At 59.8% G+C, this 12,340-nt stretch carries 11 protein-coding genes; 5 read left to right on the top strand and 6 right to left on the bottom strand.

Annotated features, from left to right (window positions below):
• Positions 1-42: 42 nt before the first annotated feature.
• From AC1DTN_RS32065 to AC1DTN_RS32055, 3 genes are all read right to left on the bottom strand, one after another.
• Positions 43-1,173, bottom strand: a complete 1,131-nt coding sequence (locus AC1DTN_RS32065; protein ID WP_477924170.1) for an NAD(P)/FAD-dependent oxidoreductase — start codon at positions 1,171-1,173, stop codon at positions 43-45.
• 254 nt (positions 1,174-1,427) lie between these two features.
• Positions 1,428-2,936: an amino acid ABC transporter permease/ATP-binding protein gene (locus tag AC1DTN_RS32060; protein ID WP_113320840.1), complete on the bottom strand. Its 1,509-nt coding sequence runs from the start codon at positions 2,934-2,936 to the stop codon at positions 1,428-1,430.
• A 60-nt stretch (positions 2,937-2,996) separates the two neighbouring features.
• Positions 2,997-3,830 (bottom strand): ABC transporter substrate-binding protein, encoded by an 834-nt coding sequence (locus AC1DTN_RS32055; protein WP_477924169.1) that lies wholly within the window; start codon positions 3,828-3,830, stop codon positions 2,997-2,999.
• Positions 3,831-4,057: 227 nt separating this feature from the next.
• Between AC1DTN_RS32055 and AC1DTN_RS32050 the strand changes: the two genes are divergently transcribed.
• Complete coding sequence (locus AC1DTN_RS32050) at positions 4,058-5,134, top strand: LacI family DNA-binding transcriptional regulator (protein ID WP_477924168.1); 1,077 nt, start codon at positions 4,058-4,060, stop codon at positions 5,132-5,134.
• 212 nt (positions 5,135-5,346) lie between these two features.
• Here the strand turns inward: AC1DTN_RS32050 and AC1DTN_RS32045 are convergent, their stop codons facing one another.
• Genes AC1DTN_RS32045 through AC1DTN_RS32035 form a run of 3 tightly spaced genes read right to left on the bottom strand, consistent with a single transcriptional unit; the run spans position 5,347 to position 8,179 of the window.
• On the bottom strand, positions 5,347-6,066 hold the full coding sequence (locus tag AC1DTN_RS32045; protein WP_310381635.1) for a GntR family transcriptional regulator: 720 nt from the start codon (positions 6,064-6,066) through the stop codon (positions 5,347-5,349).
• A 35-nt stretch (positions 6,067-6,101) separates the two neighbouring features.
• Positions 6,102-7,532 (bottom strand): MATE family efflux transporter, encoded by a 1,431-nt coding sequence (locus AC1DTN_RS32040; protein ID WP_477924167.1) that lies wholly within the window; start codon positions 7,530-7,532, stop codon positions 6,102-6,104.
• A gap of 11 nt (positions 7,533-7,543) precedes the next feature.
• On the bottom strand, positions 7,544-8,179 hold the full coding sequence (locus AC1DTN_RS32035) for a cysteine hydrolase family protein (RefSeq protein WP_477924166.1): 636 nt from the start codon (positions 8,177-8,179) through the stop codon (positions 7,544-7,546).
• Positions 8,180-8,483: 304 nt separating this feature from the next.
• On the opposite strand from AC1DTN_RS32035, the gene AC1DTN_RS32030 reads away from it, so the two are divergent.
• The 4 genes from AC1DTN_RS32030 to AC1DTN_RS32015 are packed head-to-tail and all read left to right on the top strand — an operon-like array spanning position 8,484 to position 12,338.
• Positions 8,484-9,599, top strand: coding sequence for an ABC transporter substrate-binding protein (locus AC1DTN_RS32030; RefSeq protein ID WP_477924164.1), 1,116 nt, complete (start codon positions 8,484-8,486; stop codon positions 9,597-9,599).
• A 14-nt stretch (positions 9,600-9,613) separates the two neighbouring features.
• Complete coding sequence (locus tag AC1DTN_RS32025; RefSeq protein ID WP_477924162.1) at positions 9,614-10,666, top strand: ABC transporter ATP-binding protein; 1,053 nt, start codon at positions 9,614-9,616, stop codon at positions 10,664-10,666.
• 2 nt (positions 10,667-10,668) lie between these two features.
• Entirely contained in the window at positions 10,669-11,541 is an 873-nt protein-coding gene (locus tag AC1DTN_RS32020) for an ABC transporter permease (protein ID WP_439018298.1), read from the top strand.
• Positions 11,538-12,338 (top strand): ABC transporter permease, encoded by an 801-nt coding sequence (locus AC1DTN_RS32015; protein WP_477924161.1) that lies wholly within the window; start codon positions 11,538-11,540, stop codon positions 12,336-12,338. The genes AC1DTN_RS32020 and AC1DTN_RS32015 overlap by 4 nt, the downstream gene beginning before the upstream one ends.
• The last annotated feature ends 2 nt before the right edge of the window (positions 12,339-12,340 follow it).

Here is a 12,340-nt window from a genome sequence, read left to right as displayed (position 1 = left end):
CTGTATTTCGCGGCGGGACCACATGCAAGAACCACATGCCAACTAATGCGCAGCAAACCGTTCAGGTCGGAACGAAGCAAGCATAGGATGCTCCCTCCCCGTGGCGATTTCGAAAGCTTGCAACTCGCCCACGATGAGGCCGAGCGTTGCGCCACTGTGGCTGAAGGCAACATGGTAGCCTGCAATGGCTTTGAATGCACCGAGGACCGGTTCTCCATCGCCGGGGATTGGCTTGCCGCCGACGCCGATGGAAGCAACCTCAAGTTTCGGATTGCCCTCCAATACCTTCGACGCTTCTTCAAGCAAAGCCACAACGACTGAGTGGTCGATCTCATAGCTGCCATCCGGATTGATCTTCACGCCTTGATCTGCCGCCCAGTCGGCATCAAGCGAAAGGGTTCCGTCTGGTGCCGGACGCACCGCGACACGTGGCGTGTTCAGGACGGCCTTGAGGGGATGGTCAAGCCGTTTGGTCTGCACCAGAAGCGCAATCGGCGTCCCATCACCGATCGTCTGCCCAGAGTCGGCCGCCATTTCCGGTACGGCAGGGCCAGTGGCAAGAAGGACGGAATCCGCCTTGAAACGGGTACCGGATGTCGTTTCGACCCCGATGGCCCGCCCGCCCTCGACCACGACCCTGGCTTTGCCCTGATCCGTAATGAGCACGCCGCCCAGCGTAAGAAACTCCTCAAGCAAATGGTCGATCAATCGCGGCAAATCGACCCACCCCTCCCCCGGATTGAAGATGGCGCCCGGCGACGTGACGGCCCTTGCATCGACGCCCGGGGTCACACTCGCGATTCGGTCGGCCGAAAGATGCTGAGCGTCATAGCCAATCGAGGTCTCGTAGTCGAAGGCGCGAACGATCTCATTCCCCTCGCCCTCGGCGTCCCAGGTCAGGCCGCCCTCGAAGCGGAGCCAGTCCGCATCGGGGTTACGTGCAGCCAGCGTGCGATAACGGTCGATCCCTGCCATGCGCAACAAATGATAGGGTCTGGAGCGCATGCGCGCAGAATTGAGCCAGGAGAGCGAACGGCCCGAAGCGCCGTTGGCCGGCGGCCCGTCATTGACGATGGTCACCCGGATGCCGCGCCGGGCCAGCTGCAGACCGGTGGAAACGCCGAAGATACCGGCTCCGATGATGACCGTTGAACTGATGATGTTGTCGTTCATTTTCGTGTCTTTCAATGGTTGTGCGTGATGATCGTGAGAAAGATCAGAAGGTTTCCCAGCCGCCGGTCGTCGCTGAGCGAATGAGAACGTCAACCGCCTTCATGTTGGCGATGGCATCATCCAGCCCTGACAAGAGCGGTTCCTCCGTTGAAACGGTTGAGGCAAAGGCGTCGGCCTGCTCGCCGTATTCCTTGCGCAGTCAAGCACGCCCCATCCTATCGTTCGTGTCATTGTCATCTCCATGCGCCGGGTGGTCAGAGCACTTCCGCAAGGAAGCGCTGGAGGCGCGGGCTTTCGGGGTTGTCGAAGATCGCCTCGGGCGTTCCCGCCTCGACCACGCGGCCCTCGTCCATGAACACGACCTGATCGGCGGCCCGACGGGCAAAGCCCATCTCGTGGGTGACGACGACCATGGTCATTCCCTGCTTTCCAAGATCGGCCATAAGGTTGAGCACACCCTTGACCAGTTCGGGATCGAGCGCGCTTGTCACCTCGTCGAACAGAATGACCTCAGGCTCCATCGCCAGCGCGCGGGCGATCGCAACACGCTGCTGCTGACCACCCGAAAGACCACCGGGACGGTGATGCTGGCGGCTTGCAAGGCCAACATCAGCAAGCCGCGCCTTGGCGATGCGTTCGGCTTCAGCCTTCGGCAGGCCCTTGATCTTCGTCAGCGACAGCATGACGTTTTCGAGCGCCGTGTGATCGGGGAAGAGGTTGAAGTGCTGGAAGACCATGCCGACACGCCGGCGCAACCGCTCCGGTTTCATGGCGAGAATGCTTTGTCCGTCGACAAGGATATCCCCGCTCTTCGGCTCGACCAATCGGTTGAGGCAGCGCAAGAGAGTGGATTTGCCCGAGCCGGACGGACCAATGATACAGGTGACGCTACCAGCTTTCACCGTAAGATCGACGCCCTTCAGCACATCGAGTTCGCCATAGGCCATGCCGAGCCGGCACACATCGAGGCTGCCCCCCTTGAATGTAGGCTGAGATATGCTGCCGGTGCCGTCGAGTTCGCTGACCTCCTCCAGCCCACTGGTGATGATCGCAGGGCGTTGCTTTCCAAGTCTCAAGCGATTGTCGATCGCGTTGACGACATGGGTCAGCGGCACGGTGACGATGAGATAGAAAATGCCTGCGAGCAGCAGCGGCGAAAGATTACCGGTTACGACCGCCTGATCCTGCCCCACGCGAAAAATCTCGCGCTCCGATGCAAGCAGGCCGAGGAAGTAGACAAGGCTCGAATCCTTCACATTGCCGATGAACTGGTTGACAAGCGCCGGCAACACGCGGCGCACGCCTTGGGGCACGACGATCAGCCGCATGCCCTGGCCGTAACTCATACTCAGCGCTCGACACGCCTCCATCTGGCCGCGATCGACGCTCTGAATGCCTGAGCGGAAGATTTCGCCGATATAGGCACCGGCAATCAGACTGAGCGCCAGGATGCCAAGGGGATAGGGCGACGGGCCGAAGAGTTCGCGGCCGATGCGCGCAAAGCCCTGGCCAATCAGAAGAATGGTGACGATGGCCGGCAGACCGCGGAAGACATCGGTATAGACGCGAGCGGGAACGCGCAGCCAAGGTGAGCGAGAGATGCCCATGATGGCAAGCACCATGCCAATGACGACGCCAAGCACGGTCGAAGCCGCGGCCAGGATCAATGTATTCTTCAGGCCGACAGTGATCATGGTCGGCAGGACTTCGGCCATCGCATTCCAGTCAAGGAAGCTGCGACGCAGATTTTCAAGCCAGTTCATCAAATGGTCCCTTGCAAGAAAGGCCGGCCCGACCGACAGAGGTCGGACCGGAAGGTGGCATCACTGCTTGGGAAGATAGGCGTCTGGCATGGGGGTGCCGGGGAACCATTTTTCGTGGAGCTTTTTCCATGTTCCGTCCTGCATGGCGGCATGAAGACCGTTGTTCAGAGCTTCGCGCAGTGCGTCGTTGCCCTTGCGGACGACGAAGCCGGCCGGCGCATCAAAACTCGGGATGTTGATCGCCACCTTCAGCACTGGGTAACGCGCCGAATAGTCCTTGGCAGCCTCGTAGTCGAGGAAATGCGCATCGACCGTTCCGTTGTTGAGTGCCGACACAGCGGAATTGTTGTCCGGAAATTTCACGAGGTCGGCACTCGTGAAGTTCTTCTGTGCATAGATTTCCTGCAGCGTTCCCTGCACGACGCCGAGCCGCTTGCCCTTGAGGCCCGCAACGTCGGTAATGCCGGCATCCGACGTCAACACGGTGAGGTAACCCGCAAGGTAGCCATCAGAGAAATCGACCGTCTCCTTGCGCTTTGCGGTGGTACCGATCGCTGCGGCCGCAACGTCGAAGCGGCTGTTGGCGACCGATGGCATAAGGGCCGAGAATTCCTGGCCAGTGAAGACCACTTGCTCTTTTTTGAAGCCCATGCGCTCGGCGACATTGAGAAAAAGTTCGATGTCAAAGCCGGTGAAATTGCCGTCAGCGGTCGTGAAAGCGTAGGGCTTTGCGTCACCCATCGTGCCGACGCTGATAACGCCCGGATCGATCAGGCCATAGGGATTATCTTCGGCAGAGACCGGCGCCGCACCTGCTGAAAGGCCAATGGCGATGGCAAAAATGGCGACGCGAACTCTGGCGAAGGGGGACGTGACAATCTCGGGAAATTTCATCGTTTCATTCTCCTCTGGTGGTATCGTTTGCGATTTTCCACGATGCAGGGATCCCATCCGGGCGACGGCAGAAACCGCACGTCCGGCCCATGCGATCGCATGTCGGATTTCGAAGGATTTTTATATGAGACCGGTCTCTTTTCGAATTGAGACCGGTCTCATTGGCTTTTATCAATTGTTATCTTCGCATTTGCTAGTCGTCAATATCTCTTGTAAGGCTAGTTTTCATGAATCCGAACTCACCTCAAACCGCCTCCGTTACGGTGGCCGATGTCGCGCGCAAGGCGGGCGTATCAAAGGCAACCGCTGCGCGCGTGCTGGGCGGCTATGGGACCGTCAGCGATCGGGTGCGCGATGCTGTCACCGCCGCCGCCCGCGCGCTCGACTATCGGCCCAACGAACTTGCACGCAGCATGACGACGGGACGTTCCGGCACGATCGGCGTGGTCGTGGGCGATATTGAAAACCCCTTCTTCAGCCTCGCGATGCGCGGCATCACAGACGTCGCCCGACAAGCCGGCTTTACCGTCATCCTTATCAATTCGGGTGAAGACGTATCGGCAGAAAAAGCAGCGATCCGGACGCTGATTGCCAAGCGGGTAGACGGCCTGATCGTCTCTCCGGCCAAGGAGACCGACGTCGAGCATCTTCGGGAGGTTGTCGGTTCAGGACGGCCGCTGGCGTTGCTGGACCGCGGCATCAATGCTTTCGAGGTCGATACGGTCATTGCCGACGACCGGCAGGCAGCCGAGGGTGTCACACGCCAGCTTATCGCGTTGGGACACCGGCATATCGCCTATCTCACGGCCTGCGACACGCCCGATCACCTTTTTAGAACGCCTGGTGACATCAATACCGGTTCCGTTCGCAGGCGAATTGAGGGCTTTCTTAGCACCTGTCGCGAGGCCGGTCTTGGCCCGGTCGAACGTTGGATTCACATGGGCGCCGTGATCCCCGAGCAAACGCGTCAGATCGCCGAGCGGCTGCTCAAGGGAAAGGATCGCCCAACGGCAATCATCGCCTCCGACAGCGTGATCGGGCTGGAAGTGTTCAAGACGAGCCGCACGAACGGATTGGCAATTCCAGATGATCTGTCACTCGTCTCATTTCATGATGCTGACTGGACCGCGGTCACCTCTCCTCCCGTAACGGTCGTGCGCCAACCGGTCTATCAGCTCGGTGAAATGGCTGCGCGTCTCCTCGTCGAGCGCTTGAACGGGTTTGCGGGGCCAGGACGCGAAGTCGTCCTTCAGACAGAGTTCGTTGAACGTGCGTCTATCTCCAGCGCTCCGACCCTACCGTGATAGCCCTCCATGCGGTCCAGACGGCAACTGTCCTTGCGCCCATCATGACGGCACATCTACTGATCCTCTACTAAATCAGCAAAACGCGCTCGAAACCATCAGCAAATGCGCGTCAGGGCCCCTTTTTGGCGGCCCAGACGACCAATTCCGCCGAATTGCATCTGGTCACAATCGTACTATTTTGCAATCGACAAGGGCTCTAAGCATCGCCGCTACAGAGAAACGGACGGGGCTTTTAAGCCGGCATATTCCTCGTAGGAATCCTCGACGGTGAGGATATGGCTTCGCATCGTATCGGCGGCAAGTTCGCGGTTGCCCTGCAGGATGGCGACGAGGATCGCGTCATGTTCTTTGTACGATTTCGCCAAACGTCCCGTGGTCAGAAACTGTGCGCGACGAAACGGCGATAGCCGCCGACGTGTCGCGAGCGTGATCTCCACAAGATAGGCGTTGTGGCTGCCGGCATAGATCGCCGCATGAAACTTCTCGTTGAGCACATGGTAATGGCTCGGATCGTTTTCCTTGAGAATCTGGGCAAGGCCTTCGTGAATGGTCTCGAGATTGCGCCGTTCCGAAAGGGTCATGCTGGCGGCGGCGAGGCTTGCGCAAAGCGCTTCAAGCTCCGCCATGACGTGAAACATCTGCCGCAGATGTTCCGGCGAAGGACGGGTGACTATTGCGCTACGATGCGGCCGCGTCTCAACGAGGCCCATGGCTGCCAGGTCCCGGATCGCTTCCCGCAAGGGGGTTCGCGAAACGCCGTAGCTTGCGGCAATCTCGGTCTCGTCTAGCGGCATTCCCGGCGAGAGCTTGCCATCAACGATATCGTCTGCAAGGCGCGTGCGCACTTCCTCGGCACGCGTCAGCTTCCGCCGCGATCCGGCTTCCTTGATCAAGGAATTGTCTTCGCCCCGGCTGGGTCTAGTCTTCATTATGTTGTCCAAAGCAGCCATCTTTGCGAGTATTCTTATGTCGGACTGGTGAGCTTGCGCAACATGCTTCGACCTCGGCGTGTATTAGATGGACCCGTCGCCGATATAACCGCGCTATCGGCAAGCCTCCTCCAGCGCAGGAGAAGCGTGCAGGCGACGCTTGTAATGCCCACCAATACGCCGAACCAGATGCCGACGGGGCCGAGACCGAGCCCGAAGGCGAGAAAGATTGCGATTGGCATGCCGAGCACCCAATAGCCGCAAAGACCAATGATCATCGGCACTCTCGTGTCCTTCAAACCGCGCAGAGCGCCATTGGCTGCCGACTGCATGCCATCGAAGATGAGAAACGCCGCGAGGATCATGATCAGCTTCTGCGCCAGCGCCTGGATCGCCGAAAATTCGGCGACCCCTTCGGCGAGGAACATGCTGGCAATGTCTTCCGACGCCACGAGTAAGATCGCGCCGAACAGCGCCATCAGGCCGGCTGCGGCGATCAGTGAGAGATTGCCGGCCAGCCGGGCGACCGCGTCTCTGCCGGCACCCAGATGGTAGGCGACGCGGACGGTTGCCGCCTGGCCAATCGCAACGATCGGGTTGAAGGCGATGTTGTTCAGCGTATAGGCAATCTGGTTGGCAACGATCGCAACCGTCCCCAAGCCGCTGGTAATCAGTGTCAGCACCAGCGTCATACCGAGCTCCGCCGCATAGATCAGCGCGATTGGCCAGCCGATCGACCAGACATCCCTCGCCGCCTTTGCCGCCGTCGGAAAGGCGCTGCGGAACATCGAAAGCGGCAAATGTCCTCGAGCAATTGCATAGGTCGTCAAACCGCCGGCGATCAGCCACCAGGCGATCACATAGGCGAGGCCGGCACCCGCAATCCCATGGCCGGGATCGCCGAAGGCACCAAAGGTGAGAACCGACAGAAGCGGCACATACGAGAGCGCCCCAAGCCCGACCGACACCATGATCAGCCAGGATTTTCCCGATACCGAGCAATAGAGACGGATCGGCGCGATCCACAGGATAGCCGGTAGCGCCCAGGCCGCCCGGCTGATGAACTGCTCTACATCGCAAAGAATTTCGGACGCGACGCCGAACGGCGCAAGTACGGACGGCAGATTGAGGAGGATCGCCACCGATAGGAGCGAAAAAACGAGGCCGACCAGCACGGCCCCGCCATAGGCATAGGCCGCGCCATCCTCCTCAACCGTCGCCGTTTCGCTTCTTCCTTTTGCGGCCGCCATCAGCGGGTGCGCGCCGGCGATCACACCTTGGGAGACGACCGTCAGCGCCTGGATGAAGATGGCGCAGAGGCCACCGGCCGCGAGCGCCGAGCCGCTGAGGCGGCCGAGCATGACGCTCGCCGCCAGGCTCATAACGAGCTGGCTTGCCTGGGTCACAGCCAGGGGAGCTGCGATGCCTGCAAGCGAGCGCAGTTCATTCCATGTCGTACGGCTCATGCTTGTCCCGATCAGGCTGCAGCAACCTGACCGGCGAGGGCATCGATGACCTCCTGGGCGCTGCGGCGGGCGCCGGCCTGCAGATATTCCATGGCGACCAGCGCCGCATCATGTGCAGCCTGCCCAGAACCGGATACGCAATCCTCGATGACGCGGCAGTAATAATCGCCCTGGTGCGCATCGACAAAGCTGTAATGAATGCAGACATCGGTGAAGCCGCCGACGAAGAACAGGGTCTCGGCTTTGACAGCTTTCAGCAGGATTTCCATTTCGGTGCCGTAGAAGACCGAATAGCGGCGCTTGGTAATGCGCAGGTCATCCGGACGCATCTCCATTTCCTCGACTGGGAAGGGCGTGCCCGGCGAGCTTTCGAGGCAATGAATGCTTTCCGAGCCATCCAGCTCGCGCCCGAAGTCGATCAGGCTGTCGCGATGGGCTTCCTGCACGAAGATGACGGGAATGCCGGCCTTGCGGGCGGCATCGACGACCGACTTCGCACGCCAGTTGCGCTCGATGTGATCGCCCATGAATTCCAGGCGGGACGTCGTCGGACGCGGCATGAAGCCCGACTTCTGAATATCGACAACGATCAGGGCGGCACGACCGACGATCATAGGCTTCGGCACGATCGGATTTTCAGACGTCATTTTCCACTCGCTCGCTTTGAATAAACACCCTCGCCATCCCTCTCCTCGACCATCAGATTCGGTTGGGAGGAACGGCTTTCACGGCCGCAACTATACACGTCGAAATTCAGTATGCAACATTGCATACAATACGCATATTATTTGTGCATATGCCTATTTGGCTTCACGTTTTAGGGCGCATAGAGACAAACAAAAACTTCTTCAACTTCCATATCTATCTGTTTTCGTGAGATTCTTCCAACATGGCACGGCCGTTGCATAGTTCTTGATCATCCGCTCATGGGACAGTTAAGGAGAACATAGCATGGCATCCAGAAAGCCCTCCTCGCCTTCCGGTCAGGACAACAACTCGGCGATATCGCGCAGATCGGTCCTCAAAGCCGCCGGCGGCCTTGCCGCTGTATCGATCCTTTCGGCGCCCTTCGTGCGTCCCTCCTATGCCGCAGCAACGCTCAAGGTCTCGAACTTCGGCGGCTTCTTTGAGGAAGCTTTCGCAAAGAGCGTCTATCCGRCCTTCACCAAGCAGACCGGCATCGCGGTTCAGTCGATTCCGCAATCCGGCAGCTCGCAGTTCCTGGTCCAGCTCGGCCAGGCAATCCAGGCTGGCTCGGCACCCATGGATATCTGCTGCGCCGGTCAGGCGGACGTCATCCGCGGCCGCCAGCGCGGCCTCTGGGCAACGGTCGAAAGCTCGAAGCTCAAGAACCTCGGCAACCTGATGGAGGGTTTCGTCTATAGCGACGGCGGCAAGGTCGACGGCGTCGGCGCCATGGCCTGGTACATCACTCTGATCGCCAACCCGTCCGAATTCGAAAAGCTGCCGGACAGCTGGACGGAACTCTGGAAGCCGCGCGCTTCCGCCTGGGGCCTGCAAGGCGGCGGCAACAGCGTGCTGCTCGACATCGTCGCCTCTGTCTATTTCGGCGGCCCCCCGACGCTCGATACCCAGGAAGGCATCGACAAGGTCATCGCCAAGATCGCCGAGCTGAAGCCCAATGCAAAGCTCTGGTGGACCGACGAAGGCTCGATGCAAAGCGCCTATCAGAACGACGAGGTCGTCGGCGGCCTCTACTTCCACGACGTCTCGATGATCATGAAAAAGGAAGGCACCGACGTCGCTTCGATCTTCCCGAAGGAAGGTGCCGTGCTCGGCTACAACGCATGGTGCGTTCCGAAGGTCGCCCAGGTGAGCGACGCGACGATCGCCTTCCTCGATTGGAGCGCCACGCCGGAATGCCACGAACTGATCGCCCGCAATGTCGGCGCAGCACCGCTGATCGAGCGTTCGAAGCTCAGCTTGACGGATGACGAGTTCAACGCGGTTTCCTTTACCGGCAAGCCGATCGTCGTCGCGTCCGCGGCAAAGGTGAAGAACGCCGACTACATCTCGACGCAGATGCTCAAAATGCTCGGTCAGTAAGTCTGGACGGAATGATGCAAGGCTTGGAAATTTCACACCTCACGAAGTCCTTCGGTACAAACACGGTCGTCTCCGACGTCTCGCTTGCCATCGAACAGGGCAAGTTCGTCTGCTTTCTCGGTCCGTCCGGCTGCGGCAAGACGACCCTGATGCGGATCATCGCCGGCTTGGAGCAACCCACGAGCGGCACAGTGCGTCTCGATGGTCGTGACATCACCGGAATTCCGACGAACGAACGAAACTTCGGAATGGTGTTCCAGGCCCTTGCCTTGTTCCCGCATCTCGATGTGGCCGGCAATATCGGCTACAGCCTTCGCTATCGGACGATGGCGAAGCACCATAAGCAGGAACGGATCGACGAGCTTCTGAAGCTGGTCGATCTGCCCGACATGCAGTCGAGGCGGGTCGATCAGCTCTCCGGCGGCCAGCGGCAGCGCGTCGCGATTGCCCGCGCGCTGGCGCAGGAACCGCTTCTCTTCCTGATGGACGAACCGCTGTCGGCGCTCGATGCGAAGCTGCGCGACCATATGCAGGTCGAACTGCGGCAGTTGCAACAGAAGCTCAAAATCACCACGATTTTCGTCACACACGACCAGCGCGAGGCAATGACCATCGCCGACCAGATCGTCGTCATGGCGCATGGCAAGGTGCAGCAGGTCGGCAGCCCAATCGATATCTACCGCAAGCCGGTCAACCGGTTCGTGGCCGACTTCATCGGCCAGAGCAATATTGCCGAGGGAATTCTCGTCGATCGCGAGCATGTACGGATTGGCGAAAGCGTCGTTACCACCAGCCCCGCTTCCGCCGCGCTGAAGACCGGAGATCGCGTGACGGTCTGCGCTCGGCCGGAAAGCACACTCATCAGCCGGTCGGCCGCCGGCAGCGACGGCCCCTTCGGAACAGTCACCTTCGTGCGCGACCTCGGCTCGAGCGTCGAAGTCTTTCTCGAAAGCGGTGACCGTCAGGTGGTCGCTTCGCTCGCCCCGGCCGCCTGGGCTGAACTCGACGGCGGCCAAGAGTTTTCCATTTCCTTCGCACCGGGATCGGTGACTGTGCTGGAGGACTGACCATGTCGCGCGTATCCGGACAAGAAGGCATGAACCGGCAGCGCTTGTCGGTAGCGCTCGGTCTCGCCTGGCCGTTCTTCATGATCGTCGCCTTTTTCGGCGTGCCCTTCGTGCTTCTGCTGCGCGTGAGTGTCGCCCGCGTCGATCCCGCCTATTACGAGGGCAGCGGCTGGTCGCTCGAAGCGATGGCAAGCCTGTTCCAGCCGATGGTGATGAACGGGCTCGCTTTCTCGCTCTGGCTTGCGCTGACGGTCGCCACGCTCAGCATGATCATCGCCTTCCCGGCGACCTATTTCATCACCCGGATGAGCCGCAAGGCGCAGATCGTCTGGCTGATCGGTCTGCTGACGACGCTTGCGCTCTCCGAAGTGCTGATCACCTTCTCCTGGCAGATCATTCTCTCCAAGCGGGTCGGTATATCGAACATCGCCGTCTTCCTCGGCTTCCTCGACAAGCCGGTATCGCTGACCCCGAGCTTTTATGCCGTCGTCAGCTGCCTGATCTATGTCGTCATCCCCTTTAACGTGATGACCATCTATCCCGGTCTGTCGCGCATGGATGCCTCCTATATGGAAGCGGCGTCCACCATGGGGGCGCCTCCGATCCGGGCCTTTTTCAACGTGCTTCTGCCCCTGATGCGCAAACCGATCGCCACCGCCTATCTGACGACTGTGGTGATGACGATCGGTGCTTATGTCGCGCCTCTCGTGCTCGGCGGCCCGAGCAATTGGACGATCGGCGTCATCATCAGCGAAGTCGCCAATTCCGCCCAGAACCTGCCGCAGGCCTCCGCAATCGCAGTCTTCCTGATGCTGGTCACCGGCGCGATGATCCTGGTGATTAACCGCATCGGCGGGAAAGGATACACGTCATGAGCCGGTTTGCTCTCAAGCTCGTGCGCCAGTTCTTCCTCCTCTGCCTGGCCTTCTTCCTGGCGGCGCCGCTCATCATCGTTGCAGGCGTCAGCTTCAACACCACAGCGCAGATGACTTTTCCGCCGCAGAATATCAGCCTGCGCTGGTATTGGACCTTCATGGAAGACCCGGCATGGACCTCGGCCTTCCTGCGCTCCGTCGTCATCGCGATCGCCTCTTCGCTTCTGACGATCACTGTCGCCTTTCCGATCGCTTATATGCAGTGGAAGACAAATTCGCGCTTTGCAAAACTGCTGGCCGGAATGGCGGGCGTTCCCTTCATCCTGCCGCCCGTCGTCATCGCTGTCCTGTTCCTGTTGTTCTGGGGTACGGTCCGCCATGTCGGCCAGATCGAGAACATCGTCATCAGCCATGCCGTGACCTTCATCGCCGTGCCGCTGGTGATGATCTCACTTGGCTTTTCGGGGATCGACAAGTCACTCGTCGAGGCCGCCCGGACGATGGGCGCGCGCGAAAACGATATCCTCAGAACTGTCGCCATACCGATCGTCCTGCCTTTCGTCATCTCGAGTTTCATCTTTGTCGCGATCTTCAGCCTCAACGAATATGTGATTGCCTTCATGGTGGCGGGTTTCACCGCCGAGACGATGCCGGTCAAGATCTTTTCCAACATGCGCACCGGCTTCTCGCCGACCATGTGCGTCGGCGCCGTCCTGTTCATGCTGATCGGCCTGTTCGGCTTCATCACCGTTGCTCGCCTGGGCAATCTTCCGAAACTTCTCGGCGCACGTTTCTAGAT

It is taken from the genome of Rhizobium sp. 01T444, assembly GCF_056398305.1.
The sequence above is the reverse complement of the archived record's forward strand: the minus strand, read 5'-3'. Positions and strand labels throughout refer to the sequence as shown.

Excerpts from the sequence above, each read along its gene's own strand:
- AC1DTN_RS32060 (WP_113320840.1), bottom strand. The coding sequence starts at position 2,936 with ATGAACTGGCTTGAAAATCTGCGTCGCAGCTTCCTTGACTGGAATGCG.
- AC1DTN_RS32015 (WP_477924161.1), top strand. The coding sequence starts at position 11,538 with ATGAGCCGGTTTGCTCTCAAGCTCGTGCGCCAGTTCTTCCTCCTCTGC.
- AC1DTN_RS32045 (WP_310381635.1), bottom strand. The coding sequence starts at position 6,066 with ATGAAGACTAGACCCAGCCGGGGCGAAGACAATTCCTTGATCAAGGAA.
- AC1DTN_RS32020 (WP_439018298.1), top strand. The coding sequence starts at position 10,669 with ATGTCGCGCGTATCCGGACAAGAAGGCATGAACCGGCAGCGCTTGTCG.
- AC1DTN_RS32040 (WP_477924167.1), bottom strand. The coding sequence starts at position 7,532 with ATGAGCCGTACGACATGGAATGAACTGCGCTCGCTTGCAGGCATCGCA.
- AC1DTN_RS32035 (WP_477924166.1), bottom strand. The coding sequence starts at position 8,179 with ATGACGTCTGAAAATCCGATCGTGCCGAAGCCTATGATCGTCGGTCGT.
- AC1DTN_RS32065 (WP_477924170.1), bottom strand. The coding sequence starts at position 1,173 with ATGAACGACAACATCATCAGTTCAACGGTCATCATCGGAGCCGGTATC.
- AC1DTN_RS32055 (WP_477924169.1), bottom strand. The coding sequence starts at position 3,830 with ATGAAATTTCCCGAGATTGTCACGTCCCCCTTCGCCAGAGTTCGCGTC.
- AC1DTN_RS32050 (WP_477924168.1), top strand. The coding sequence starts at position 4,058 with ATGAATCCGAACTCACCTCAAACCGCCTCCGTTACGGTGGCCGATGTC.
- AC1DTN_RS32025 (WP_477924162.1), top strand. The coding sequence starts at position 9,614 with ATGCAAGGCTTGGAAATTTCACACCTCACGAAGTCCTTCGGTACAAAC.